Below are 26,574 nucleotides of genomic sequence, written 5' to 3'. Positions count from 1 at the left end.
GTTATCGTTTGTATGATTGGAGGCCCTTATGAAAATTGAAAATATGATTTTTTTGATCATTGCCGTGTTAACAACGTTCAGCATTGCTTTGATCGGAGTGGCAATCGGCCAACATAGCTGGCTGATTGGTATCATTGCGATCATTGCTGTATTTTTACTTATGGGATTAGGTTTTACACTAAAAAAAAGATTCAGGGAAAGAAATCAGTCTTAGTCTGAAAGGACTTTAACAAATTTAATATATTCTTTTCCTTTTTCATCATTTTCTAATCCCGCCTGTTCAAAGCCATTGTGATTCAGGAAGCGGATCCAGGATGTATTTTCCGCAGGACAGGCTGAAAACAATACAGGGCTATTCTGTATCACCATTGAGGAAATCTCCTCTATGATTTTTTTGGCAAATCCTTGTTTTCTTTTTTCAGGATGGATGACAATGGTGCCAAGCCATGGTTTTTTATTGGAAGGAGCAGCGTATACAAGATACGCTGCTCCAATTTTTTGCCCTTCCCCACTCCAGATCAGCCATTCTCCGCCTGTTTCATCATAACGATGCAAATAAGACCGCAAATGCTCATCATTTTCTTGGCCTGTCAAGCCTTCTTCTTCCATCCAAGTGTGTGAATGGCGGATTATTTCTTTAAAAAAATCGAAATCTTCATCCCTTATTTTTCTATTCTCCATCTTGTGGTGTTCCCGTATGGATGGTATCCAAAATTTCTTGATGCAAACCAGGCTTCGCAGCAAAAATACTTGTTTTGCTCAAAACCTCCACTTTCTTGCCGTCCATCGTGGAAATGATTCCACCGGCTTCCTGAATCAAAATATATCCTGCTGCAAAATCCCAAGGTGAAAGCCTCATCGTCATATAGGCATCCAGCCTTCCGCAAGCGACATAGGCCAGTTCGATGGCTGCTGTACCATAAGATCTTGTTCCGCGCGATTTTCTGACAAGGGGAAGAAGCAGATGATGATCTATCTTGCGGTTTGGTGTAATCCAGGTGGCGTTTAAGCCGATGACCGCTTTGTCCAACGTCACTTCACTGAGCAGAGGAAGTTTTTCTTCATTTAAATACAGCCCGTTCCCTTTTATGCAATGAAACAATTCGTTGCGGACCACGTCATAAATAAACGCCGCTTTACCTTCACCATTATGAAAAATCCCCACTGAAATGGCAAAGTTATTCTGCTGATGGACAAAATTAGTGGTTCCATCGATCGGGTCAATGATCCAGACGGTTCCGTCTAGATCCTTCACCTCATCGCCATAGCCTTCCTCCCCCAATATTTCATGGTCCGGGTATTCTTTTTTAATTTTATCGATAAAGAACTTTTCTATGGCTTTGTCCATATCTGTCACTAAATCGGCATAATGTGATTTATATGTAATGTTCAGCTCATTAGAAAATGAACGCTTAATAACTTCTCCGGCTTCATACACCCAGTTCTTGGCCGTTTGGTATAGATCTTCAAGTTTTGTATTGTCCATTATCATCAGCTCCAGTTTCGTTCAATGTTTTATTATATGTTACCACTAGTAAGGCTTAACATAACCATACCATGCACTTTTGTCAGAAGGAACTTTATTGTTCACCCAAAAAAAACGACCCTGCAATAGATCAGGTTCGTTTTTTTACCCTGTGTCAGTTATCATCATGCTTCCAGTCTCACTAGTTCCTGGCGAAGTTTTTCCAGCTTCCGCTTGGATTCGTTGATCTGCTTCGTATTTTTATTTTGCAATGCTTCGAATAATGTCGCTAATTCATAATCGATCTCAAGTTTCAGTACCGGTATTCTTCGCTCGGCGTCCGTTCTTTTCAGTGTTTGAATGACTTGTTTCATACATCCCACATCCTTTCTATCTTTTGTAAGAATACTAAATATTCTGATTTTTGATATTGTCTTCTATCATATGATTGACTTTCACTTAATGCAACCTTAATCTCTTTTTTTAAAAAAATTATATAAAAGCAGCATATATTGCGGATTTTCTTTTACAGTATCCCTTGTGGTAAACTACTAACCACAGTGCACAAAACAGTTCTAGCAGGAGGAAAAGAAATGAGCTTTACAGGATTTAAAGAGAGCGATTTTAAGGTGTTTGCTATTGAAGGACTTGAGGCGAGAATGGAGAAACTGATTGAGCGGGTGCGGCCAAAGCTTGAAGCATTAGGCAGCCATTTCGCGGCAGAACTTTCTTCTTTAACGGGAGAGGAGATGTTTTTTCATGTGGCAAAACATGCCCGAAGAACAGTTAATCCCCCAAATGATACATGGGTGGCATTCTCGAGCAGCAAGAGAGGATACAAAAAACTTCCGCATTTTCAAATCGGACTGTTTGAGACCCACGTATTTATCTGGTTTGCTATTATATATGAATCCCCAGTAAAAAAAGAGTATGCCGCTTCGCTCAAAAAAGAATTAAATACGATCACTGCCTCCATTCCGGATGACTTCGTTTGGTCACAGGATCATATGAAGCCGGATGCTGTGCATCATCGTGAAATGAAGAACGGTAACCTTTCAGGCTTTGTGCGTACTTTGGCAGAAGTGAAAAAGGCCGAACTGCTATGCGGGATTCATATACCTAGGGATGAGGCGGTTCAGTTGAACGGAAAGGACTTTATCGAAAAAGCAGATAGCGTCTTCCGAACCCTGATGCCCCTTTACGAGTTAAAAAAACAGGTGTATTCCGAGTAACATATGATTTGGCAGGAAGGGGAGAGAATCTCTCCTCTTCTTACCATTAGTATATTGTTGAGAGCAAAAAGTGTTTGGGTAAAACGTTCAATAATTTTATTTAATCACTGCTCCCCATCTCTCTTTAATATGGCCTGCTTCAGAAAGTATCCTGGCAAAGAGTTCTTCAACTGAAGGAACATCTTGAATTCTCCCCATGATTTGGCCAGCCCATCCAAAACCTTCGTTTGAGTTTCCATCATAGATGTATTCCTTGTTCCGTTTTCCGCTGATAAGATCTTTTATCTCTTCGTAACCCGCAGCTTTTTCTTCTTCTTGCAAAATAAGGTCTGTCCAGCTGTTGCTGATCGCTCTGGCTGGTGCACCAAGCTTCCGTTTAATGACTACTGTCCCTGTTTCCGTTCCATGAACCAGAGCTTCCTTATATACAGGATGTGCGTGTTCACATTCCTTAGTAGCAATGAACCTGGTCCCCATTTCCACACCTTCAGCACCAAGGGCCAGGGCAGCCATCAAACCTCTCCCATCTCCTATGCCTCCTGAAGCAATTACCGGTATGGAAACCGCATCAGCTACCTGAGGAATGAGCACCATCGTACTGACATCATCTTTTCCAATATGTCCCCCTCCTTCCTGGCCAACGACCATGACGGCATCGGCACCTAGCTGTTCTGCTTTAACAGCCTGTCTTGTGGATGCAACGAGAACAAGTTTCTTCACCTCAATTCCCTTTAAAAGATCAAATATGCCTGACGGGTTTCCGCCTGTCATACTGATCACAGGCACTTTTTCTTCCACTGCAGCTTCAACCATATGTTCAAAGGACCTTCCATGTTGTCCGATTGCAAAATTTACTCCAAAAGGGCTTGAAGTCATTTCTTTCGTTTTTTTAATCTCCTCTTTTAATGATTCTGGAGAATCTAGTGACATAGCCGTAATTTGTCCTAGGCCGCCTGCTTCTGAAACCCCAGCTGCAAGTCTCGAGTATGCTAGATAGGCCAGCCCTCCCTGAATGATGGGATAACGGATACCCAACAACTCCGTCACTTTTGTTTTCATTTCCATGCTTCTTCCCCAACCTTTCTTTTTTTATATTCTTTGCATACAAAACTGTTAGAATCTGATATACTTCTTTTGTTTTACTATGTATTTTCATGAGGATAAGATTATTTTTATTATAGATGAGGTGTCAAAATTGTCACAACACGAAACCCCTTTATTTACTGGTCTAAAAGAACATGCTAAACGAAACCCGTATCAATTTCATATTCCCGGACATAAAAAAGGCTACGGAATGGACCCGGAATTCCGGGATTTTATCGGCGAGAATGCCCTGTCCATAGATTTAATTAATATTGCTCCCCTTGATGATCTTCACCAGCCGAAGGGCATGATAAAACAGGCTCAGGACTTAGCGGCTCAAGCTTTTGGAGCTGACCATACTTTCTTCTCTGTTCAAGGAACAAGCGGTGCCATCATGACGATGATCATGTCGGTCGTATCTCCCGGAGATAAAATTATCGTACCGCGCAACGTCCATAAATCCATTATGACAGCGATCGTTTTTTCTGGTGCCACACCTGTTTTCATTCATCCGGAAATTGACAGGGAGCTAGGGATCTCTCATGGAATAACCCCTCAAAGCGTTAAGAAAGCATTGGAGCAGAATCCTGATGCTAAAGGGGTGCTTGTCATTAATCCGACCTATTATGGAGTGTCAGCCAATCTTAGTGAAATTGTTGAAATCGCACATGGCTACCGTGTACCCGTTCTTGTCGACGAAGCTCATGGTGTCCTTATTCACTTTCATGACAAGATGCCGCTCTCCGCGATGCAGGCAGGAGCGGATATGGCTGCGACTTCAGTTCACAAATTAGGCGGCTCACTTACAGGGAGCTCTATCCTTAACATAAAAGAAGGTCTTGTTTCAGCCAAAAGAGTTCAAACGATCCTGAGTATGCTCACGACCACGTCAACGTCTTATATTTTGCTCGCCTCTCTTGATACAGCAAGAAAACGTTTGGCTACTGAAGGATACAGCATCATTGAAAAAACCATCAAACTGGCCAATGAGGCACGAGAAAAGATCAATAAAATACCTCGCCTTTATTGTGTCGGTGAGGAAATATTGGGAAAAGAAGCGACCTATGACCTGGATCCGACGAAACTTCTTATTTCTGTTAAAGAACTTGGGATAACTGGATATGATGCTGAAGTTTGGCTTCGCGAAAAACATAATATAGAAGTCGAACTGTCCGATCTTTATAACATCCTTTGTCTCATTACGACTGCTGATCACGAGAAGAATATTATGGTATTAGTAAACGCACTTGAAGAAATGTCCCAGCACTTTGAGAATACAGATGAGAGGGCTGCACAAGCTTTGCCTGTACACGTTCCCGATATTCCTGTGCTTGCATTATCTCCTCGTGACGCTTTTTACGCAGATACCGAGAGTGTTCCCTTTGAGGAATCAGCAGGCAGAATCATTGCCGAATTTATCATGGTTTATCCCCCTGGAATTCCAATTTTCATTCCTGGTGAAATCATTACACAGGATAACCTGGACTATATTAAGGAAACCATTGAGGCAGGCCTGCCTGTTCAGGGTCCAGAGGATCCTGAATTAGGAATGCTAAAAGTGATAAAAGAACACATCGCGATTCGATAGAAATAAAAAAATCCCGGATGATATCCGGGATTTTCTTAATTTATTTATTATCGTTCGTATGATTTGCGCAGTTTGGACATTTATTTGCGTAAAGCTTTGTTACCTTTTCGTCTTCAAAATGTTCAATCGTGCTATCACATGTCTGGCAAATGATTTCTCCCATCTAAAACATCTCCTTTTCATGTAAGCGCTTTTATTCTTACCTTTATAATATTATGTCACATTCAATTTGTCAACCCTGATTAGCATAACACATTAAATTATTTATGATGTTTAATCATATTGCTCAGATGCAAGTATAGACGGAAGAGACTCTTCAAAGAAAAGGGAAAGATCTTTCGCTTCCTTTAATGAGTGAATACGAAACACCTTCTGCAGGTACTCATGGTTCTGAAGATCATTTGCATCAAGCAGGGCCGACCGCCCAGTCTGCATACAGACAACCAAGGGCTTACCGAAGAACATGTTCGTATGGATAATACCAAAGTCATACCGAACCTCTTCTGTTGTAAAACCAACAAAACGCACGTTGACATTTTCATGTTCATCATAAAGCTTTTCAAATACTTCCACAGAAACCCCTCCCTAACCATAATTTTTGAAGCGGGCCGCTATGTTTGCAGTATATAACAACTATATTCGCTGAGATGTATTTTATAACAAACTTAATTTATATCTTTTTCCCCAGTATTTCCTTAGTTAAACCAATTAACGTAATATTGTCATACTATTTAAAATAATGGTAAAGTAGTAGGTAAGGTATACTGGCCTCATCCGTTGTTAAATCGGGGGAAAGCGGGGTATTAAATTGCAGCAGCACGCTTATATCAAACTCGTACCGTCATCGAAACAGCATTCTATTACAAGTGAAGAAGTGAAGAATCTTTTTCGTTATTACAAAGAGATTACCTCTAAGACAGGCACCCAGCTTGGATGGGAATATGGTCAATCGGCATTTCCTTATTCAATGGAAGAAAAAAGCGAAGGCAAGGACCGATGGTTTTATTTAAAAGGTACTGACAGACAGCAATTTAAGTATATTATTATTGGATTGGACACTGAGGAAACAGATGAAACAAATACCTCCTATATCCAGGTCACTCTGCCGGAAGGGTTTACACATGGAGACAAAGGAAAAGCAAATGAATTCTGTAAGTTCCTGGCGAAACAACTAGAGGGAGAGCTGCATTTATTTAATGGCAGAATAATGTATTACTATAAGAGAAAATAAAAAAGCAGCAACTTTGGATGCCTGAACCAGATGACAGGCATCTTTTTTTGCATTAACCATCAAGAGAGAGTAAACGTCCCAAAAAGCAGCATGGTCCATTTAGCCAGCAAAAATAAAGACGAGGACAATATCGTGCTTTTAATGGCTACCGTTCTTTTTTGAAACAACGTATGAGAGAACAGGTAAGACAGGTATAAAAACATGAGAAACAAAATAATTTCAAAAAACGTTCGATCATGTCTGGATAATTCGATCACTGTAAAGTAACCGGCCCACAAAACACAATGTACTGGACTGATTAAAAGAAACCATTTCATCGTACACCCCTCCTCTCTTACACTATGCTGGATTTTAAAGGAACAAAACCTAAAAAAGGCCTTCCCTAAGGGAAGGCCTGATAGAATACAATTATTTTACAATGTGGATTGGAGATCCAAGCGCTACTTCAGCAGCTTCCATGGAGATCTCTCCGAATGTTGGGTGGGCATGAATCGTCATAGCAATATCTTCTGCTGTCATTCCAGCTTCGATAGCCAATCCAAGCTCAGCAATCATGTCAGACGCGTTTCCGCCCGCAATTTGAGCGCCAAGAAGCAATCCGTCTTCTTTTCTAGTGATCAGCTTCATGAAGCCGTCAGTTTCATTCATGGACAGCGCACGGCCGTTTGCAGCGAATGGGAATTTGGACGCTTTTACGTCAAATCCAGCTTCCTTCGCGCTCTTTTCATCATATCCTACAGTAGCTAGTTCAGGATCGGTAAATACAACCGCTGGAATAGCTAGGTAGTCGATCTCAGAAGGATGTCCGCTGATCGCTTCAGCTGCAATTTTACCTTCATAAGAAGCTTTATGAGCAAGAGCTGGCCCCTCAACGATGTCACCAATCGCGTAAATGCCTTTTACATTGGTTTGAGCTTGCTTATCGATCTTGATTAATCCGCGCTCAGTGATTTCAATCCCGACTTGCTCAAGTCCAAGCTCTTCAGTGTTTGGACGGCGTCCAACAGTTACCAATACATAATCTGCATCAAACGTTTTGGTTTCACCTTTGATTTCAGCAGTTACGGTAACTCCGTCTTTTGTTTCTTCCACGCCTTTAGCGAGAGCTTCTGTAAAGATTTCTACATTGCCTTTTTTCTTCAAGCGTTTAGAAACCACTTGGCTCATCTGCTTTTCAAAGCCCGGAAGAATCTGCTTGCTTCCTTCCAATACTGTAATTTCAGTACCGAAGTTAGCAAAAGCTGTTCCAAGCTCCATTCCGATGTAGCCTCCGCCGATTACGACCATTTTCTTTGGAACTTCTTGCAAAGCAAGAGCACCTGTAGAAGAAATGACACGGTCACTCCATTTGAATCCAGGAATTTCGATCGGACGGGAACCTGTTGCAATGATACAATTTTTGAACTTGTACGTTTGAGAATTCTTTTCATCCATGATACGTACTGTATTTTCGTTAACGAAGTAGGCTTCACCGCGAATAATTTCCGCTTTGTTTCCTTTAAGCAGGCCTTGAACTCCAGATGTTAATTTATTAACGATACCGGATTTCCATTCTTGAACCTTTGAGAAGTCAACAGTAACGTTCTCTGCTTTAATTCCCATGTCGTCAGAATGCTTCGCATGTTCAACGCGATGGCCGGCATTGATCAGTGCTTTAGAAGGAATACATCCTACGTTTAAGCATACACCGCCCATTTCGCCTTTTTCTGCTACAGCAACCTTTTGGCCAAGCTGTGCTGCACGGATGGCAGCCACATATCCCCCTGGACCTGATCCTATAACAAGTGTGTCTAATTCAATCGGAAAATCACCTACAACCATTTCTCTACGCCTCCATTACCAAAAGTTGTGGATCGTTCAACAAACGTTTAATATGGTTCATTGCGTTTTGAGCAGTTACACCATCAATTAAACGGTGGTCAAAGCTTAATGATAACGCAAGAACCGGTGCAACGACAACTTCTCCGTTTTTCACAATTGCTTTTTCTGCAATACGGCCGATTCCTAGAATCGCCACTTCCGGATGGTTGATGACAGGAGTAAACCATTGTCCGCCAGCTGATCCAATATTTGAAATTGTAATAGATCCGCCTCTCATTTCATCGGATGAAAGTTTTCCGTCACGGGCCTTAACAGCCAACTCATTGATTTCTGCAGAAATTTTGAAGATGGATTTACGGTCAGCATCTTTTACAACTGGAACCATTAGTCCGTTATCTGTATCGGCTGCAATTCCAATATTGTAATAGTGCTTCCAAACGATTTCTTCATTCGCATCATCAATAGAAGCATTAATTGCAGGGAATTCACGTGCAGCAGAAACTAAAGCTTTAACAACGTAAGGAAGGTAAGTAAGCTTAATTCCTTTATCCGCTGCAGCTTGTTTGAATTTCTTACGGTGTGCCACGAGCTCGGTAACTTCAATTTCGTCCATCAACGTCACGTGAGGAGCAGTATGCTTAGAATTAACCATAGCTTTCGCAATCACTTTACGAACGCCTTTAAGTTTTTCACGAGTTTCATTGTCCCCAGTTGGGATCGCTTTAGGAGCTTCTTTTGCAGCAGGTGCTCCTGCTGCAGGTTCTTTTACAGCTTCCTGCTCTTGAGTTCCAGCATCGCCGCTTAGGTATTTGTCGATGTCTTCTTTCATTACACGGCCGTTGTCTCCTGAACCGGAAACTTTACGGATTTCAACGCCTTTTTCCCGTGCGTATTTGCGCACTGACGGCATTGCGATAACACGTTTATTTTCATCGACTGTTTCATCAGAAACCGGCTCTGTTTTTGCTGCTTCTGTTTGTTGAGTTGCTTCTTCTGCAGCTGGTTTTTTCTCTTCTTCAGCTTTTGGCTGTTCTGGAGTATCATCACCATGTGCAGATGGAGGCGGCTCACTTTCTGATTCGATCGTTACGAGAACATCACCAACGACAGAAACAGTGCCTTCGTCAACTTTTACTTCTAGAATCTTACCGTCAACCGGAGACGGAATTTCAACTACTGCTTTATCATTTTGCACTTCAAGCAGGATGTCGTCTTCTTTAACTTCATCTCCCGCTTTAACAAACCATTTTACAATCTCGCCTTCGTGGATACCTTCACCGATATCGGGAAGCTTAAATTCAAATGCCACAAACAACGCCTCCTATAGTAAAAAATTAATCATGCTTTAAAGGGATAAAATGCTGAAAAAGAAATCAAATAGATTTCTTTTTCAGGCATGTTGTCCAGCATTAGAAGTTATAAACTGTCTTTGCCTTCTCAACAATATCTTTATAATCAGGAAGCCAAACATCTTCAGCTGAAGCAAACGGGAATACCGTATCAGGAGCAGCTACACGAAGTACAGGTGCTTCAAGGCTAAGGATCGCACGGTCATTAATTTCAGCTACAACCGTTGCACCTACACCAGCTTGTTTTTGAGCTTCTTGAACGACGATCGCACGTCCGGTTTTTTCAACTGAAGCGATGATTGTGTCGATATCAAGCGGGCTAACCGTACGAAGGTCGATAACCTCAGCAGAGATCCCTTCTTTTTCAAGCTCTTCTGCCGCTTTAAGGGAAGAGTGAACCATCGCTCCGTAAGTAATGATAGAAACATCCTTACCTTCACGTTTCACGTCCGCTTTACCGATCTCAATTGTGTATTCTTCTTCTGGCACTTCGCCGCGGAAAGAACGGTATAGTTTCATATGTTCCAAGTAGACAACTGGGTCGTTATCTCGGATCGCAGAAATCAAAAGTCCTTTTGCATCATAAGGCGTTGAAGGAATAACAACTTTCACTCCGGGTGCTTGTGCCATAAGGCCTTCAAGGTTATCTGCATGAAGTTCTGGAGTTTTTACGCCGCCGCCAAACGGAGAACGGATCGTAATCGGAGAATTATAAACTCCGCCAGAACGGTAACGCATACGTGCAGCCTGAGCCACAACAGAGTCCATTACTTCAAATACAAATCCGAAGAACTGAATTTCCATAACAGGACGGAATCCGGTAAGTCCCAGGCCAATTGCAAGACCGCCGATACCGGACTCAGCAAGAGGAGTATCAAATACTCGGTCTTCACCAAATTCAGATTGAAGACCTTCGGTTGCACGGAACACACCGCCGTTTTGACCAACGTCTTCACCGAACACAACGACATTTTCATTATTTTTCAATTCAGTGCGCATCGCATCTGTAATTGCTTGAATCATGGTCATTTGAGCCATATTATTTCGACTCCTTTGCTTTATATTCTTCAAGTTGCTCTTTCAGATTGTGCGGAAGCTCTTCAAACATAAATCCGATAAGGTCTGTAACCTTTTGCTTCGGTGCGCCATCCGCTTTTTTGATCGCTGCTTTAATGTCTTCTTTTGCTTGATCCATTACTTTGTTTTCCTGCTCTTCAGACCAAAGACCTTTATCTTCGAGGAATTTGCGGAAACGGACAAGCGGATCTTTCTTCGTCCATTCGTTATCAAGGTCTTCTGTACGATAACGGGTTGGATCGTCACCTGCCATTGTATGTGGACCATAGCGGTAAGTAAGTGTTTCGATAAGTGTTGGTCCATCTCCATTTAAAGCACGCTCACGAGCTTGTTTAACTGCAGAATAAACAGCCAATACGTCCATTCCGTCTACTTGAATTCCTTCAATCCCAGCTGCAACTGCTTTTTGAGCAATTGTTTTAGCTGCAGATTGCTTCTCTACAGGAACTGAAATCGCGAAACGGTTGTTTTGAACGACAAAAATGGTTTGTGCATTGTAAGCTCCAGCAAAGTTCAATCCTTCGTAGAAGTCACCTTGTGATGCACCGCCATCACCTGTATACGTGATCGCAACATTCTTTTTGCCCTTCTTCTTTAAACCTACTCCGACGCCGGCAGCTTGAACGATCTGTGCGCCGATGATGATCTGAGGCATTAGAACGTTCACGCCTTCAGGAATCTGTCCGCCTTGGAAATGTCCGCGGGAATATAGGAATGCTTGGTATAGCGGCAATCCGTGATATACAATCTGAGGAATATCACGATATCCTGGAAGAATCCAGTCCTCTTTATCAAGCGCAAATTGAGAACCAAGCATAGAAGCCTCTTGCCCCGCAACCGGCGCATAGAATCCTAAACGTCCTTGACGGTTTAAGGAAATCGCTCTTTGGTCCCAAATACGCGTATAAATCATACGTGTCATTAATTCCTGCAACTCATCATCTGAAAGTTTAGGCATAGCAGATTTATTAACTACTTTCCCGTCTTCTGATAAGATTTGAAAGGTTTCAAATTGTTTTTCAACCTGTTCAATCAAACTCATTAACCTTCACCTCATCCTTCCTTACACCAATGTTATCCGCCATGTATATATAGGCGCTTCTATTAGAATGCCCATAATTTTCCGTATACATGACAAAGACTATAAAAAAGCCTTAAGGGTCCGATGCACAAATCATTATTGCTGTTTCCCTATTTGATCATGGGTAAACATGATCTTGTGCACCCCTCCTGTTTCTAAGGGCTTTCAAAAACTGTATTACTATATTATTGAAATCAAAGTAATACAATTATGTTTATCACATGATTAGTTTACACCAGCGTCCAAACAGCGTCAATTGTTTACTATCAATATATTTTTGAATTTTTACAGGCCAGTTCAAGCCCTTCTAGCACACCTCAATCATCACTGTATCACTTTCCATATCACCCTGTTTCAAAACAGCATTTTTCAAAAGCTGGCTAACCTTAGCGTCAAATTACCGATTGAAAGCTATTCTTTTATGGTAGAATACAGAAAAAGCCATTATCATATGAATAAAGAAGAAACTTTGAAAAATTGGGGGAAACCATATGCTAACCATGAAGGACGTTGTCCGAGAAGGCCATCCTATACTGCGCGAAAAAGCAGAAAATGTTGAACTTCCTCCTCAGCAAGAGGATATCGAAACCGCAAAAAAGATGCTTGAATTTCTGAAGAACAGCCAAGACCCTGATATTGCCCAGAAATACAAACTCCGCCCGGGCATCGGGCTGGCATGTCCGCAAATTGGAATCTCAAAAAGGATCATCGCTGTTCATACTACTGACGAACAAGGGGAACTATTCAGCTACGCCCTTTTTAATCCAAGAATCGTCAGCCACTCTGTTAAAGTAACTTACCTTGAAGGCGGTGAAGGCTGCCTCTCCGTAGACAGAGAAGTTCCCGGCCTCGTTCCGCGCTATGCAAAAGCCACAGTTAAAGGAACAACAATAGATGGAGAGCAGGTCGAACTAAAGTTAAAAGGTATGCCTGCTATCGTCTTCCAGCATGAGATCGATCATTTAGATGGAATCATGTTTTATGACCGGATCAACAAAGAGAACCCGTTTACTCCGCCCACATCGGTAACGCTTCACAGATAGAACAATGAAAAAAGCTCCAGCCGATCAGGCTGGAGCTTTTTTCACTTGACTTCATCCACTATTTACCTAGCAAGAGAAAACAGACCAGCGGCATACTACTACAAACTACGCATAAAAAGGATGGTCGGCTGAAATGAAACGAAAACGAAGATTTATGAACAAGCTAAAAAAACTAATGCAAGAATATCCTTATTTAAAAAGAGCAAAAAAACCTTTTTGTCTGCAATAAACTGGCTTTTACCGGCTTAACATTGTCCGATTTATCATGATAAGATGAAAAAAACATGAAAAACATACCTAATTCATTTATAATAAAACGAAGATATTGATAATACTAGCACGGTAAGGAGACGAAAAGATGATTTTTAAAGTTTATTTCCAGGAAAACAAAAACGAGGTACCTATCCGAGAGAACACAAAATCCATCTATATGGATGCCAATTCAATCGAGGAAGTCAGAAAAAAACTGTCTAATACCAATTACAATATTGAGTTTGTTCAAGAAATCAAAGGGAAATTTCTTGAGTACGAGCAACAATCAGACTCTTTTGAAGTGGAGAAAAGATAATATATGAAATTTGTAAAAAACCATCAAACAGCAGTGTTTGCTCTGGGCGGCTTGGGAGAAATCGGAAAGAACACATACGGCGTACAATTCCAGGATGAAATCATCCTGATTGATGCAGGTATTAAATTTCCTGAAGACGAGCTGCTTGGAATTGACTATGTGATCCCAGACTATACGTATCTGGTAAAAAATGAAGATAAAATTAAAGGTCTGTTTATTACCCATGGACATGAAGACCATATTGGCGGTATTCCATACTTGCTCAGACAAGTGAACATTCCTATTTACGGCGGAAAACTAGCCATCGCCCTAATCAAAAACAAACTTGAAGAACACGGTCTATTGCGCAGAGCCAAACTTTATGAAATCTCAGAAGACCAAGTGATTAAATTCAGAAAAACGTCTGTTTCATTCTTCCGGACAACACACAGCATTCCGGAATCTTTCGGAATTGTTGTCAAGACACCGCCAGGCAACATCGTACATACGGGAGATTTTAAATTTGATTTTACTCCTGTAGGAGAACCTGCCGATCTAACGAAGATGGCGGAAATCGGAAAGGAAGGCGTACTGTGTCTGCTTTCAGACAGTACAAATGCTGAAGTTCCGGGTTTTACTCTCTCTGAGCGAAAGGTTGGCGAGAGCATTAATGATATTTTCCGTAAGGTCAACGGCAGGGTCATTTTCGCAACGTTCGCCTCAAACATCTATCGACTTCAGCAGGTAGTCGAAGCCTCTGTACAAAATAACAGGAAGATCGCTGTTTTTGGAAGAAGCATGGATTCTGCCATAACGATCGGACAAGAACTCGGATTCATCAAGGCGCCGAAAAATACGTTTATTGAATCTTCACAGATTAACAGACTTCCTGACAACCAGGTAACCATCCTGTGTACAGGAAGCCAAGGAGAACCGATGGCTGCATTATCAAGGATAGCCAACGGTACTCACCGTCAAATTCAGATCATTCCAGGAGACACCGTTGTTTTCTCATCATCGCCGATTCCTGGTAATGCATTGAGCGTTAATAGAACCATTAACCAGCTGTTCCGGGCAGGCGCTGAAGTGATTCATGGATCATTAAACGATATTCATACTTCCGGCCACGGAGGACAGCAGGAGCAAAAGCTCATGCTGCGCCTGATGAAACCAAAATACTTCCTCCCTATCCATGGGGAATACAGGATGTTAAAGATGCATATCAATCTCGCAACATCCTGCGATGTTCTGCCTGAAAATTGTTTTACAATGGATAACGGCGATGTGCTTGCTCTTTCAAGCAATGAGGCAGCGGTTGCCGGCAAGATCCCTTCTGGTTCAGTATATGTCGACGGAAGCGGCATCGGGGATATTGGCAACATCGTACTCAGGGACAGAAAAATTCTATCTGAAGAAGGACTGGTTGTTGTTGTCGTCAGCCTGAATATGAAGGAATTCAAAATTGAAGCAGGACCTGATATCATCTCACGCGGTTTTGTGTATATGAGAGAGTCAGGTGACTTAATCAATGATGCACAAAACCTGCTGAACCAGCATTTGAACGGGCTTATGGAGGAAAAACGGACAAGGCAATGGTCTGAGATCAAGAACGAGATCACTGATGTACTTTCTCCTTTCCTTTATGAAAAAACAAAAAGACGTCCGATGATCCTGCCGATCATCATGGAAATCTAAATAGAAAAAGCATGAAAGGACAACCTTTCATGCTTTTTTTATGTAATAACTTTTCCGCTAAGCCATTAAATCTTTCTCAAGCCGGCTGATGTCCTTTTCGCCTCCTATGACAATCAATACATCCCCTTCCTCCACCTTCTGATCGGCATGAGGTGAAACGATTACTTCATTGCTGCGCTTTACGGCCACCACATTACAACCGTACTTAGCGCGGATGTTCATCTCCTGTAATGACTTTCCGCTCATCTTCTCACCTGCTGCCATCTCGACAATGCTATACTCATCAGACAATTCCAGGTAATCCAGAACATTTTTTGAAACAACCTGGTGAGCGATCCTTATTCCCATGTCTCTTTCAGGATGTATGATACGGTCAGCTCCGATTTTCAGCAATACCCTTTCATGGTAATCATTCTGTGCCTTCACAGTAATTTTTGAAACCCCCATATCCTTAAGTATTAAAGTCGTCAGTATGCTGGATTGAAGGTTTTCCCCTATCGCAACGATGACGTGTTCAAAATTTCGGATACCCAGGTTTTTAAGTACGCCCTCATCTGTTGAATCCGCAATGACTGTATGAGTGGCAATGGATGAATACTCATTAACCCGATCTTCATCCATATCGATGCCCAGCACTTCCATCCCCTGATCGCTTAACGCACGGCAAATGCTTCCACCAAAGCGGCCGAGGCCGATAACTGCATATTGGCGTTTCACCATCTATTCCCCCAACTATTTATTTATGTAAAGTCTTTTATTTTAGTATAGATTCTGAATTGGAAAAAGAAAACAACATCTCTATCAACAAGAGAGTTTTCAAATGAGAAAATGAAAAAGACGGCCAAGAGTAATCCTTGGCCGTCCTCACATTGATTGTATTAAACGTTCAGTGTTTCTTGTCCTGGCTTCCAGTTTGCAGGACAAAGTCCGCCAGTTTGTAATGCTTGAAGAACACGCAATGTCTCATCAACATCACGGCCGATGTTGTTGTGGTTAACAACGGCATACATTAGTTCGCCTTCTGGTGAAATAATGTAAAGTCCGCGCAATGCGACACCTTCTTCTTCAATTAGAACACCATAGTCACGCGCAACTGCGTGGTTCGTGTCAGCAGCCAATGCATAATTAAGTTCACCGAGACCGTTAGAATCACGCGGAGTGTTAATCCAAGCTTTGTGAGTATGAATAGTGTCAGTAGAAACACCGATAACTTCTGCATCCAGATCTTCAAACTCATCGAAACGATCGCTTAAAGATGTAATTTCAGTAGGACATACGAACGTAAAGTCCATTGGGTAGAAGAAAAGCACGGTCCATTTGTCATTTTTCATATTTTCTTCAAGACTTACTTTTCCGAATTCCTTGTTTGGTAATACTGCGTCCATTTCAAATCGTGGAGCTTGTTTTGCTACCATACGTTCTGCCATACTAAATCCCTCCAACTAATTGTGTTATTGCTTCGTTGTTATTATAAAACAACCTTACTTTTTAGTCAATATTAAATAATAATTAATTTAAATAAGGAGTTTTATTCACAATCCAACATTACTTTCCCCAATATCATAACAAGTTAATCAAAAGAAGTGAAATAATTGGATTACACACAGTTTAGTCAGTTATACTGTTATGCATAATAAAAAGGATACAATGACTAAAGGAGGACATTGTTTTAATGCCAGATTACAAAAATTTTACGGAGATTGACTTTGGCGCACTTTCATTAAGTACTGGAATTTTAGTTTTAAAGCTTTTAGCCATCTTTATTGTATATATTGTTGTACGAAATATAGGAAGGAAGATCATTAGTACGACCTTTGGACGAATGTCCAACAGGAAAGGCATGTCAAATTTCAGGGCAAAAACCCTTGCAACGCTTGTGATCAGCGTGTATACATATGCTTTGATATTTATGGCCTTCGTCGCCGTTTTTGGATTGTTTAGCATAGATATCCGCGGTTTGCTTGCAGGTGCCGGAATCGTAGGACTCGCGATTGGTTTTGGTGCCCAAGGACTTGTCAATGATGTTGTCACCGGATTTTTTATTCTGCTCGAAAAACAAATCGATGTTGGAGATTATATTACGACCGGAACCTTTAATGGCATCGTTGAAAATGTAGAACTCCGTACAACCAAGGTACGCGGCTTTGACGGAACCCTTCATTATATTCCTAACCGCTTAATAACAAGTGTAAGCAATCACTCAAGAGGCAATATGAGAGCTCTTGTGGATTTCAAAATCCCCTCTACTCCTCAGGTAGAAGAAGCGCTGCAGATCGTTAAGGAAGAAAGCCGCTTATTACAGCAGGAAGAACCTGCGATCCTCGAAGGGCCTAACGTACTGCCGGTAGTCGAAGCCGATACTGGCCTGACGGTTCTTCGAATTCTTGCAAGAACCGAAAATCTAAAGCAATGGAGTATGGAACAAAAGATCAAGGATCGGCTTCAGCAAAGATTCAGACAAGCTGGCATCAGCCTTCCATCACCTGAAGAAGATTCAAATGAAGGGTCCAGCGAGCCCGGCGTGTGATGATTAAACAGGCAGTTCTTCGGGTATTCTTTTCAGTAAGAATGACTTTTAGGGAGGTTAACTGATGCCATATGATTCCATTAAAGAATTGCCCGACCAAGTGAAAGACAACTTGCCCCATCATGCGCAGGAAATTTTTAAAGAGGCTTTTAATTCAGCTTCAGACGAATATAAAGAAGAAGAAACTGCCTTTAAAGTGGCCTGGAGTGCTGTCAAAAAGAAATATAAAAAAAATGACAACGATGAATGGGTAAAAAAAGAAGACCAATAAAAAGAAGCTGACTGGTCCGCATCATGCGGGAAGTCAGCTTTTTGCGCCGGAAATAAAAACGGGACCTTTCCCATTCTGCGGGTTAAGATTCCGTCTGTGATTCTTCTTCTGATTTTTTCAGTACTTTTAACTTTTTAATCTGGTGGCCATCTGTTTCAATCACCTTAAATGAATAACCTTCATGCTCTATTTCTTCATCCAGCCCAACCTCTCCACGCTGGCTCAGTATCCATCCGCCGATCGTATCTAAATCAGTATCATCTAAATCCAAATGGAATAATTCGTTTACTTCCGAGATGAGTACTTTTCCATCCAAAATCGTCACATTGTCATTTATCTTTTTAATTCTTGGCTCTTCATCTTCATCAAACTCATCCCGTATCTCTCCGACAATTTCTTCAATAATGTCCTCAACTGTAACGATTCCGGAGGTTCCTCCATACTCATCCATTAATACAGCCATGTGTACTCTTTCCTTTTGCATCTTTACAAGAAGCTCCTGGATAGGATATGATTCATGAACGGAAATGATAGGCCTTATGTATTTTTCTAATTCTTCTTCTTCATTCGTAACATGCTCATTAAAGAATTCCTTAATGTTGACAAGACCGACAATATGGTCTTTATCATCCACGGCTACCGGATATCTAGTGAATTTCTCTTCCCTCATAACATTTAAATTCTCTTTAAAACTGTTTTCTTTATATAAGCATACGATCTCTGTCCGCGGCACCATGATTTCTTTTGCCAGGCGGTCATCAAACTCAAAGATCTTGTTTACATAACGATATTCTGATTGATTGATCTCTCCGCCTTCAAAACTTTCTGAGAGCAGATGGCGCAATTCTTCTTCATTATGAGCAATTTCATGTTCTTCACTTCTTTTCAGTCCTAACATCCTTGTCAGCACTGCTGCTGAGCGGTTAAGGACAAAAATAAACGGGAACATGACATAACTGAAAGCGATTAAGGGCTTGGCTACTGCAAGGCTGATCTCTTCAGCTTTTCGGATGGCAAATGATTTTGGCGCCAGTTCACCCAGTACCACTTCAAAATAAGTGATGGCCGTAAAAGCTATGATAAAGGAAATGGTATGAAGAACCTGGGGAGGCAGATTTACGTGATGAAATAACGGCTTCAGCAGCGTCTCTACTGTCGGTTCTCCAAGTCCGCCAAGAGCAAGTGATGTAATGGTAATCCCCAGCTGGGTCGACGATAGATAGCCATCTAAGTTGGAGAGAATTTTTTTAACTGCTTTTGCATTTCCATTGCCTTGCTCTGCCAGAAAATCGATTCGAGTTGCACGAACTTTTACGATGGCAAATTCAGAAGCTACAAAAAAAGCGGTTATAAGAATTAGTGCGATAATCATTACAATATTAAATAGTGCCATTTGATAATCCTTAACCAGACTGATTAAGGATCGTCACCTCCTGCCAATAGAATTAGAGTAGGGATAATAAAGGTTACCCTCTCTACCTTACAGATAAACGCACAGACAAGACGAAGGAACAGCCCGATACCGGCTGTTCCCCTTCCGTTTTATTGCTGAAGTTTGCTTTCTACCGCTTGGCAAACATCGTCTGCGCTCATTCCATCCGCGTTAATAACAGAACCTTGCACTACTGCATTTTGCATTCCCATGACATTTTCATCCTGCCCTGAGATGACGCAGCAGTCACATCCATTCACATCATTTTCCTGGCGAAGTGCCACTACATCATAGCCTTTAGCTTTTAAAGCATCGGAAACATTAGTTAAGGATTCCTCCACACCAATTCTAGCCATCGTTTCCACCTCCTTAGCATTTTTTAATCTGTCCAATGAAATGCCTGCTTATCCCTCTTCACACAAATAAAAAAGCGGCCAGGGGCCGCTTTTTAAATTCAATCTGATCATTGGGATGTAGCTTTCCATTCAATATAAGAGGACAGCGTGCGCATTGCAACAGGTATAGCCTCTTCTTTTGGTTCAATGCAGGAATGATGCAGACCATATTCACAGTCCACTCCCAGCCAGAACATAAACCCAGGTATTTCTTTTAAGAAATAGCCAAAATCTTCTCCTGTCATGGCTTCTCGGCATCGATAGAAATCCGCAGGTTTGCTGGACTCGAGAAATGAAATAAATTCTTTGGTCAGCTCCTCATGATTATAGACTTGGTAATAGTTGGATCCATAATCAATGGCCGCTTCACATTCAAAAGAAGCTTCAATTCCTTTTATAATGGCTTCAATACGTGATTTAACCTTGATCATTGAAGCTGAGGAAAGAGTGCGGATCGTGCCTTCTAATCGAGCTGTTTCAGCAATGATATTCTGCTTTGTGCCGCCTGTAATTTTTCCGACGGTTATCACGGCTGAATCAAGAGGATCTATGTTCCTTGAAACAACAGACTGAAGCTGTGTCACAAGGTGGCTCGCCGCCACGACCATATCATTCGCAAGATGAGGATAAGCCGCGTGTCCGCCCTTCCCTTTCAAATCAATAAAAAGCTCCGACGTATTGGCAAACAAAAGACCTTCTTTAACAGCCACAGTTCCAACCGGGTATTCTGGCGCAATATGCAATGCCAGCATCATATCCGGCTTTACAGCTTGAAACTCTTCACTTAGCAGAAGGGGCAGCGCTCCGCCCGGACCCTCCTCTGCTGGCTGAAAGATAAACAGCAGATGATCGTCTACCGGATGATGCACAAAGTGATCAAGGAGACCTAAAGCAATGGTCATATGCAGATCATGCCCGCAGGCGTGCATATAGCCGTTATGAACAGATGTAAAATCATAACTTGTTTCTTCTGAGATCGGCAAGCCGTCCATATCAGTGCGGTAACCAATGGTTTTTCTCGGATTAAGCCCGGGAACTTTTACGAGCACACCCGTTTTCCATGTCTGAACCTCCATCCTTTCCTTTGGAAGGCCTTTAATAAAATCCAGAATAAATTGCTGTGTTTTATACTCCTGAAAACCAGGTTCCGGAATCTGGTGAAGCTGTCTTCTGATCGTTATAAAACGCTCTGTATCCATATTCATCTTATCAGCACCTGATAAATTAGTCGTTTAGCTGGCGAAGTTCTTGTTTGATTTCTGTTTTTGATTTTGTTTTTTCATCAATTTCTTTAATTACGCGTGCAGGCGTACCTGCCACAACAGTATAAGGAGGCACGTCTTCAATTACGATAGCTCCCGCTGCCACAACAGCACCTTTACCAACGGTCACTCCCTCGAGCACAACCGCATTTGCGCCAATGACCACATCATCTTCAACAACAACAGGCTTTGCAGATGGCGGTTCGATGACTCCTGCAAGTACGGATCCAGCTCCAATATGGCAGTTCTTTCCGACTGTTGCTCGGCCGCCAAGAACTACGTTCATGTCGATCATAGTGCCGTCGCCGATTACCGCACCAATATTAATGGAAGCGCCCATCATGATAATGGCATTATTCCCAATTTCTACTTGGTCACGGATAATGGCGCCCGGTTCGATACGCGCGTTCACATGCTTCATGTCCAGAAGAGGGATCGCTGAATTGCGGCGGTCATTTTCTACCACAAAGTCCTCAATTTTGCCTTCATTGTTTTTCAATATTTGTTCGATCTCTTTCCATTCTCCGAAAAGCACTCCAGTACTTCCGTTTAGGAATGACTTGGTGTTTTCCCCAAATTGGAGCCCTTCCAGATCACCTTTTACATATACTTTTACAGGTGTTGATTTCTTGCTGTTTTGTATAAATGAAATAATTTCATTTGCATCCATCATTTTCATGTGTGTGCTCCTCCTTAAATACGTTCTGTCTTGTATTAAACCATTATTTCAAACAACATTCAAACCAAAAATCCTTTTTTATGTTCTGTTGACCAGTTTTATGAAAGCCTCCACTTGTTTGAGCTCAAGTGTACCTCCATGAGATATCATCCAAGTGTCGCGCTTCATTGATTCTCCATTTTTATTGTGCAGCGGAACCTTATAGAATTCGTCTGTTTCACGCAGAGAAATCGAAGGAAGAATGGCATAGCCGACTCCGTGGAGAGCCATCTGCTTGCATGTTTCAATCTGGTCCACGATGATGGTCTTCTTTGGGGGAATACTAAAATGATCCTGCCACCATTCCTGAATATCCTGATAATAGGTAGAATGGCTTTTGAATTGAATAAAAGGCTTATCTGTTGTTTGCAGCTCTTCAACGGTGGAAATGTCTGTATCCGTCAAATAAAGGCTGTCTGAAAACAGATGAATCTTCTCTCCCCGCCATTCAGGATTTCCTCTCACGATACCAATGTGGATCTGATCCTCATAAAGATGTTTGATAATTTCACTGCTCCAGCCTGTGATCAAGGAAATATTTACTTGAGGATATAAACTGACATACTGCTTAAGAGCATTTGGAAGCCAGTATTGCCCTATGATTGATGCTACCGCCAGCCTTAACGTACCAAAGACTTCCTTGGTCAATGACTGCAAGTCTTCTCTCACACGCTCTTCTTCTTTCAATGTATCGTTTACGTGCGCAATGATCTTCTCTCCAGCTGCTGTAATCGCTAGTCCCTTTTGTGACCGTAAAAAGATTTTTGTTCCCCAGCTGTTTTCAATCGTCTGAAGACGCTGGCTCAAAGCCGGCTGTGAAACATACAGCCGTTCAGATGCTTTTCGCATATTCAATTCCTGTGCAAGGACTTGAAGAATTTTAAATTCAGAAAGCTGCATGCTGTCCCTCCTTTACAATAGCAATCGTCACATTTAAGCAATAAGAAAAACTTATGAGTTTTTACTATTATATTCTATTTTCAATTATTTGACGAAATATTTATGATAATGGTAGACCATTCCATATATAGAAAGGAAGTACCAGGATGAAATTAAATATTAAAGGGATTCATCACGTTCAACTGTGCATTCCTCCAGGAGAAGAAGAAAGGGCAAGAGATTTCTATACTGGTGTGCTTGGTTTCAGCGAAATTGAAAAACCAGAGAGTTTAAAGAAAAACGGCGGGCTTTGGTACCAAGCAGGGAACCAGGAATTGCATATCGGAGTAGAAAACCCAGAATCGTCCAAAGGAAAAAGCCACCCCGCATTTGAGGTGACTCAGCTAGAGCTCGTAAAACAGTATCTCCAATCCAAAGAAGTAGTGGTGAAAGATGAAACTGAAATCCCTGGAATCATCCGTTTTTCTTTTCGTGATCCGTTCGGCAACCGTATCGAGCTCCTGGAAACATTACAATAAACCAGGAATCAATCTAACAGGAGAACTATTGATCTCCTGTTTTATTATGGGTAGGTTTAGGAAGCAGTGCCGAGAAAAGAAAGCTTAACACGGACAGCACAAGAACCCCTTTATAAACATCGTCCAAGGAAAACGAAAGTCCGTGCTGCAGAAGATCAATAACAGAGCTGCTCAGTTTGCTTCGTTTTTCTTCATCCAAAAGAATGTTTGCTGCATCGAGGGATACCTTTTTGTCCCCATGTTCTTCAAAATAAGTGCTCAATCTGGTATTTAATATGCCTCCAAGCACAGCAGCTCCCAATGCACTGCCTACGATTCTCATAAACATGTTAGAAGCAGTAGCAATACCCCTTGTTCTCCAATCCACATTATTCTGTATGGCAACGATAAAAGTCGTATTTGTCAGCCCCATACCGCAGCCGATAAGAAATGATCCAGCTCCTGCCCAGACCGGCCCTTTGGAAGGATCCATAAACACGAAGACGATCGAGCCAGCAATTAATGCGATGCCTCCAGCAGTTGCCACCGGCCGGAAGCCTACTTTAAGCAGAAGCTTTCCACCAATGGTTGAAAAAATCGGCCAGCCAATTGACATAGCAGTGAGAGCAAATCCTGCTACGACTGGAGGCTGTTCCATTACCCCTTGAATATACGCGGGAAGAAAGCTGGAAATGCCGATCAGGATTGCACCATTGGTAAGCGATGCAGCGTTTGAAAGAGAAATCAGCCTGTTGCTCCACAGGAATACAGGCATCAGCGGTTCAGGAAACTTTGATTCATGAATCAAAAACCAGAACAGTACGCCCGCGGATAAAATACCCAAAAAATAGGTCTCCCAAGAATTCCACGGCCAGGCGGTTCCTCCCTGTAGGAGCAGGACCATCAAAGCACTTACACCGACTAAAACGAACAAAGATCCGAGGTAATCAATATGTACTCTCTTTTTCTCAATGTTTTCATGCAGATATTTACCGACACCTATCATCGCCAGAATTCCCAGGGGAATATTCATCCAGAAAACAAGGGACCAATGAGAAAATGTGACAAAAAAGCCTCCAAGCAATGGTCCAAGAATAGCAGAGATTCCCCACACACTTGCCAGATATCCTTGTATTTTTGCACGTTCCTCCATGGAATACATGTCACCTACGATGGTTGTGGCTATCGGCTGCACAGCTCCAGCTCCAAGTCCCTGAAGAAGCCGGTAAACAATCAGCTGTTTCATAGATGCCGCAAAACCGCACAGCAATGAACCGATTAAAAAAACAATAATTCCAATAATAAAAACAGGTTTCCGTCCGTATAAATCAGACAATTTGCCATAAATAAGGATGGTCACCGACTGCATGAGCAGATAAGCAGAGAAAACCCAGCTATATAATGCAAAACCACCCAGGTCCCCTACGATTCCCGGCATAGCTGTTGAAACAATGGTTCCTTCAATCGCTGCCATAAACATGGCGATGATCACTGACGCAAGGACCAATGGCCTTATTGTCTGCCTCTCTTCTTTCCTGTCAGGTACAGTCTGCCTGAAACTCTCATTCATTTCTCTCTACCTCTTTCTTCATCTCATGCGGCTCTACATGAACAGATATGCTTCCCACTTTATACGCCTGCTTGAGCATTGCTTCAATATTCTCAGTGATCTCGTGGCTTTCAATGACATTCAGCGAAGGATTTACATGGATGGTTACATCAATAATAGCAGAACTCCCATGATTTCTTGCTTTTAAGTCTGTTACTTGCTTTACACCAATTACCTGCAAGATCTTTTTTTCCATCTCTTTTCCTTCTTCATAATCAAATCCGTCCGAAAGATTATGTGAGGTTTCGTAAAAAATATCCCAGCCGGTTTTGATGATCATTAGTGCCACAAGCACAGCAGCAAGAGGATCCAGCCACACAATGCCAAATTGAGCTCCGAATATGCCAACAGCCGCTCCAATGCTTACGAACGCATCGGAGCGGTTATCAAGGGCTGCCGCCTTTAACCCTTGGCTGTCTGTTTCTCTTGCAAGTTTAATGTTATAACGGTAGACCGCAAGCATAACAAACGCTGAAACAATGGCAGTAAACCCGGCTATGGTTGATGGAGGCTTTATTTTAAATTCCACGATACTCTTTACTGCAGAAATAAAAACTTCAAGCCCGATAACCACCATTATAAAGGATGCAATCATGGATGCAATGGTCTCAGCACGAAGATGTCCATAAGGATGGTCACGGTCCGCGGGTTTCCTTGAAATTTTCAAACCGACCAGAACTGCGACGGATGCCAAAATGTCCGTTGAGTTATTTAATCCATCTGCAACCAAAGCTTCAGAGGAATAGAACCAGCCAACCCCGAGCTTCAGCAGGGATAGGACGATGTATGCCGATAAACTGAGATATACCCCTCTCTCAACTTTACTCTGTGTCTTTTCAGCTGGCACAGTCTCTCACCCTCTTATTCTTCATTCACCTAAAAAAGGCTACGTATAGCATTCCTTAACTGGATGAATTCATCCGTTCGGTTCTATCTTAATGGTGATAGATCATCTTTCTTGTCATTCCTCCATCGATCACCAGGTTCTCACCATTAATAAAGTTATTATCAGGGGCTGTTAAATATAAACAGGCGCTAGAGATATCAGATGGTTTTCCAACCCTCTTTGACCAATGCTGCTGATGGTCAACATCTCTTAAACCTTCATAGTCTTGGGTTTCAATCCAACCTGGGCTGATGGCGTTAACCGTAATGCCATGTTCGCTGAACGATGCGGCCAATGCATGAGTGAGAGCTGTAATACCGCCTTTTGTTGCCGCGTATGCCTCACTGTTAGGTTCTGACATGGCTGCTCTGGTCGATGCGATATTGACGATGGAGCCTCCCCCATTTTCTTTCATCTGTTTCGCGGCTTCCCGCGAACATAGAAATACACTTCGAAGATTGGTTTGAATGACATTATCCCATTCTTCCACGTCCAAATCGAACGGAGACTTCCAAATCCCTTTGCCGGCATTATTGATCAGAATATCAACTGGCCCAAATTCCCTTTTTGTCTGCCCCATAAGTGAGATAATATCTTCAGGCTTGCGTACATCTGTTGGAATAAAGAGAGCTTTTCCTTCATTGGACTGTATCTTTTCCAAAGTCTCTTTCGCTTCCATTTCCTTTTGGTCAGCCAGCACCACTTTTGCTCCCGCAGCCGCAAAATCAATGGCAATTTGCCTGCCAATTCCCTGTCCTGCTCCAGTAACGATGACAACTTTATTCTTAAACACCTGCATCATCCTTTTATCTTCATTTACTATAAATTAGATTTTTAAAATATTCCCTTCTCACAGCTTAAAAAA

General features: G+C 41.9%; 31 protein-coding genes. 10 read left to right on the top strand and 21 right to left on the bottom strand.

All coding sequences use genetic code 11. The annotated features are described in order from the left end of the window. Positions 1-28 precede the first annotated feature (28 nt). The gene (locus tag M1K46_RS08225) at positions 29-214 is read left to right on the top strand and encodes a DUF5325 family protein (RefSeq protein WP_053354631.1); all 186 of its coding nucleotides are present in this window, start codon (positions 29-31) and stop codon (positions 212-214) included. Here the strand turns inward: M1K46_RS08225 and M1K46_RS08220 are convergent. From M1K46_RS08220 to M1K46_RS08210, 3 genes are all read right to left on the bottom strand, one after another. Next, positions 211-681, bottom strand: coding sequence for a GNAT family N-acetyltransferase (locus M1K46_RS08220; RefSeq protein WP_091006697.1), 471 nt, complete (start codon positions 679-681; stop codon positions 211-213). The genes M1K46_RS08225 and M1K46_RS08220 overlap by 4 nt on opposite strands. Further along, complete coding sequence (locus M1K46_RS08215) at positions 671-1,486, bottom strand: inositol monophosphatase family protein (RefSeq protein WP_256225675.1); 816 nt, start codon at positions 1,484-1,486, stop codon at positions 671-673. Before M1K46_RS08215 ends, M1K46_RS08220 begins: the two co-directional genes overlap by 11 nt. A gap of 164 nt (positions 1,487-1,650) precedes the next feature. Further along, positions 1,651-1,839, bottom strand: a complete 189-nt coding sequence (locus M1K46_RS08210) for a hypothetical protein (RefSeq protein ID WP_053354634.1) — start codon at positions 1,837-1,839, stop codon at positions 1,651-1,653. Between the two features lie 219 nt (positions 1,840-2,058). On the opposite strand from M1K46_RS08210, the gene M1K46_RS08205 reads away from it, so the two are divergent. Beyond that, the gene (locus M1K46_RS08205) at positions 2,059-2,697 is read left to right on the top strand and encodes a YktB family protein (protein WP_091006693.1); all 639 of its coding nucleotides are present in this window, start codon (positions 2,059-2,061) and stop codon (positions 2,695-2,697) included. A 96-nt stretch (positions 2,698-2,793) separates the two neighbouring features. Here M1K46_RS08205 and M1K46_RS08200 read toward each other — a convergent pair whose 3' ends face one another. Then, a complete protein-coding gene (locus M1K46_RS08200) occupies positions 2,794-3,762 on the bottom strand; it encodes an NAD(P)H-dependent flavin oxidoreductase (protein ID WP_256225673.1) in 969 nt (322 codons plus the stop codon). 130 nt (positions 3,763-3,892) lie between these two features. Here M1K46_RS08200 and M1K46_RS08195 point away from each other — a divergent pair, with 130 nt between their 5' ends. Beyond that, a complete protein-coding gene (locus M1K46_RS08195; RefSeq protein WP_256225672.1) occupies positions 3,893-5,368 on the top strand; it encodes an aminotransferase class I/II-fold pyridoxal phosphate-dependent enzyme in 1,476 nt (491 codons plus the stop codon). Positions 5,369-5,408: 40 nt separating this feature from the next. On the opposite strand, the gene M1K46_RS08190 is transcribed toward M1K46_RS08195, so the two are convergent. Together M1K46_RS08190 and M1K46_RS08185 are read right to left on the bottom strand one after the other, a co-directional pair. Continuing rightward, complete coding sequence (locus tag M1K46_RS08190) at positions 5,409-5,531, bottom strand: GapA-binding peptide SR1P (protein WP_256225671.1); 123 nt, start codon at positions 5,529-5,531, stop codon at positions 5,409-5,411. 110 nt (positions 5,532-5,641) lie between these two features. Continuing rightward, complete coding sequence (locus M1K46_RS08185) at positions 5,642-5,941, bottom strand: DUF3055 domain-containing protein (protein ID WP_053354645.1); 300 nt, start codon at positions 5,939-5,941, stop codon at positions 5,642-5,644. Positions 5,942-6,176: 235 nt separating this feature from the next. Between M1K46_RS08185 and M1K46_RS08180 the strand changes: the two genes are divergently transcribed. After that, positions 6,177-6,599 (top strand): DUF1885 family protein, encoded by a 423-nt coding sequence (locus M1K46_RS08180; protein WP_256225670.1) that lies wholly within the window; start codon positions 6,177-6,179, stop codon positions 6,597-6,599. Between the two features lie 59 nt (positions 6,600-6,658). On the opposite strand, the gene M1K46_RS08175 is transcribed toward M1K46_RS08180, so the two are convergent. The 5 genes from M1K46_RS08175 to pdhA all read right to left on the bottom strand — a co-directional run bounded on the left by M1K46_RS08175 (position 6,659) and on the right by pdhA (position 11,888). Then, complete coding sequence (locus M1K46_RS08175) at positions 6,659-6,916, bottom strand: hypothetical protein (RefSeq protein WP_062231540.1); 258 nt, start codon at positions 6,914-6,916, stop codon at positions 6,659-6,661. A gap of 91 nt (positions 6,917-7,007) precedes the next feature. Then, positions 7,008-8,420 carry a dihydrolipoyl dehydrogenase gene (lpdA, locus tag M1K46_RS08170; RefSeq protein WP_091006683.1) on the bottom strand — a complete coding sequence of 471 codons (1,413 nt, stop codon included), beginning with the start codon at positions 8,418-8,420 and terminating at the stop codon, positions 7,008-7,010. A 4-nt stretch (positions 8,421-8,424) separates the two neighbouring features. Beyond that, the gene (locus M1K46_RS08165; RefSeq protein WP_062231538.1) at positions 8,425-9,729 is read right to left on the bottom strand and encodes a dihydrolipoamide acetyltransferase family protein; all 1,305 of its coding nucleotides are present in this window, start codon (positions 9,727-9,729) and stop codon (positions 8,425-8,427) included. Positions 9,730-9,829: 100 nt separating this feature from the next. Then, complete coding sequence (locus M1K46_RS08160; protein WP_053354650.1) at positions 9,830-10,807, bottom strand: alpha-ketoacid dehydrogenase subunit beta; 978 nt, start codon at positions 10,805-10,807, stop codon at positions 9,830-9,832. Between the two features lies 1 nt (position 10,808). Continuing rightward, entirely contained in the window at positions 10,809-11,888 is a 1,080-nt protein-coding gene (gene pdhA / locus M1K46_RS08155; RefSeq protein ID WP_256225669.1) for a pyruvate dehydrogenase (acetyl-transferring) E1 component subunit alpha, read from the bottom strand. A 530-nt stretch (positions 11,889-12,418) separates the two neighbouring features. Between pdhA and def the strand changes: the two genes are divergently transcribed. The 3 genes from def to rnjA all read left to right on the top strand — a co-directional run bounded on the left by def (position 12,419) and on the right by rnjA (position 15,212). Then, the gene (gene def / locus M1K46_RS08150; protein WP_256225668.1) at positions 12,419-12,970 is read left to right on the top strand and encodes a peptide deformylase; all 552 of its coding nucleotides are present in this window, start codon (positions 12,419-12,421) and stop codon (positions 12,968-12,970) included. 358 nt (positions 12,971-13,328) lie between these two features. Next, a complete protein-coding gene (locus tag M1K46_RS08145) occupies positions 13,329-13,538 on the top strand; it encodes a DNA-dependent RNA polymerase subunit epsilon (RefSeq protein WP_053354653.1) in 210 nt (69 codons plus the stop codon). A gap of 3 nt (positions 13,539-13,541) precedes the next feature. After that, positions 13,542-15,212, top strand: coding sequence for a ribonuclease J1 (gene rnjA / locus M1K46_RS08140; protein WP_091006674.1), 1,671 nt, complete (start codon positions 13,542-13,544; stop codon positions 15,210-15,212). A gap of 57 nt (positions 15,213-15,269) precedes the next feature. Here the strand turns inward: rnjA and M1K46_RS08135 are convergent, their stop codons facing one another. Both M1K46_RS08135 and M1K46_RS08130 read right to left on the bottom strand, forming a co-directional pair. Further along, the gene (locus M1K46_RS08135; RefSeq protein ID WP_053358287.1) at positions 15,270-15,929 is read right to left on the bottom strand and encodes a potassium channel family protein; all 660 of its coding nucleotides are present in this window, start codon (positions 15,927-15,929) and stop codon (positions 15,270-15,272) included. Between the two features lie 161 nt (positions 15,930-16,090). Continuing rightward, complete coding sequence (locus tag M1K46_RS08130) at positions 16,091-16,639, bottom strand: peroxiredoxin (protein ID WP_062231533.1); 549 nt, start codon at positions 16,637-16,639, stop codon at positions 16,091-16,093. A gap of 245 nt (positions 16,640-16,884) precedes the next feature. Here M1K46_RS08130 and M1K46_RS08125 point away from each other — a divergent pair, with 245 nt between their 5' ends. Further along, complete coding sequence (locus M1K46_RS08125; RefSeq protein WP_256225666.1) at positions 16,885-17,739, top strand: mechanosensitive ion channel family protein; 855 nt, start codon at positions 16,885-16,887, stop codon at positions 17,737-17,739. Positions 17,740-17,803: 64 nt separating this feature from the next. Further along, positions 17,804-18,010 carry a ChaB family protein gene (locus M1K46_RS08120; protein WP_053354657.1) on the top strand — a complete coding sequence of 69 codons (207 nt, stop codon included), beginning with the start codon at positions 17,804-17,806 and terminating at the stop codon, positions 18,008-18,010. Positions 18,011-18,092: 82 nt separating this feature from the next. Here M1K46_RS08120 and M1K46_RS08115 read toward each other — a convergent pair whose 3' ends face one another. The 5 genes from M1K46_RS08115 to M1K46_RS08095 form a co-directional block, all read right to left on the bottom strand. After that, a complete protein-coding gene (locus M1K46_RS08115; RefSeq protein WP_256225662.1) occupies positions 18,093-19,403 on the bottom strand; it encodes a hemolysin family protein in 1,311 nt (436 codons plus the stop codon). 149 nt (positions 19,404-19,552) lie between these two features. Further along, entirely contained in the window at positions 19,553-19,798 is a 246-nt protein-coding gene (locus tag M1K46_RS08110) for a YkuS family protein (protein WP_053354659.1), read from the bottom strand. A gap of 107 nt (positions 19,799-19,905) precedes the next feature. Then, positions 19,906-21,036, bottom strand: a complete 1,131-nt coding sequence (locus tag M1K46_RS08105) for an N-acetyldiaminopimelate deacetylase (RefSeq protein ID WP_256225843.1) — start codon at positions 21,034-21,036, stop codon at positions 19,906-19,908. Positions 21,037-21,061: 25 nt separating this feature from the next. Beyond that, complete coding sequence (gene dapD / locus M1K46_RS08100; protein WP_053354660.1) at positions 21,062-21,778, bottom strand: 2,3,4,5-tetrahydropyridine-2,6-dicarboxylate N-acetyltransferase; 717 nt, start codon at positions 21,776-21,778, stop codon at positions 21,062-21,064. 78 nt (positions 21,779-21,856) lie between these two features. Beyond that, positions 21,857-22,717, bottom strand: coding sequence for a LysR family transcriptional regulator (locus M1K46_RS08095; RefSeq protein ID WP_256225661.1), 861 nt, complete (start codon positions 22,715-22,717; stop codon positions 21,857-21,859). A 146-nt stretch (positions 22,718-22,863) separates the two neighbouring features. Here M1K46_RS08095 and M1K46_RS08090 point away from each other — a divergent pair, with 146 nt between their 5' ends. After that, positions 22,864-23,235 carry a VOC family protein gene (locus tag M1K46_RS08090; protein ID WP_256225660.1) on the top strand — a complete coding sequence of 124 codons (372 nt, stop codon included), beginning with the start codon at positions 22,864-22,866 and terminating at the stop codon, positions 23,233-23,235. Between the two features lie 25 nt (positions 23,236-23,260). Here M1K46_RS08090 and M1K46_RS08085 read toward each other — a convergent pair whose 3' ends face one another. The 3 genes from M1K46_RS08085 to M1K46_RS08075 form a co-directional block, all read right to left on the bottom strand. Then, positions 23,261-24,784 (bottom strand): MDR family MFS transporter, encoded by a 1,524-nt coding sequence (locus M1K46_RS08085; protein ID WP_256225659.1) that lies wholly within the window; start codon positions 24,782-24,784, stop codon positions 23,261-23,263. Then, positions 24,777-25,670, bottom strand: coding sequence for a cation diffusion facilitator family transporter (locus tag M1K46_RS08080; protein ID WP_053354664.1), 894 nt, complete (start codon positions 25,668-25,670; stop codon positions 24,777-24,779). The genes M1K46_RS08085 and M1K46_RS08080 overlap by 8 nt, the downstream gene beginning before the upstream one ends. 88 nt (positions 25,671-25,758) lie before the next feature. Further along, on the bottom strand, positions 25,759-26,502 hold the full coding sequence (locus M1K46_RS08075) for an SDR family NAD(P)-dependent oxidoreductase (RefSeq protein ID WP_256225658.1): 744 nt from the start codon (positions 26,500-26,502) through the stop codon (positions 25,759-25,761). Positions 26,503-26,574 lie beyond the last annotated feature (72 nt).

Origin of the sequence: Fictibacillus sp. WQ 8-8 (genome assembly GCF_024494405.1) — a bacterium.
GTDB classification, from domain to species: domain Bacteria; phylum Bacillota; class Bacilli; order Bacillales; family Fictibacillaceae; genus Fictibacillus_C; species Fictibacillus_C marinisediminis.
The sequence above is the reverse complement of the archived record's forward strand: the minus strand, read 5'-3'. Positions and strand labels throughout refer to the sequence as shown.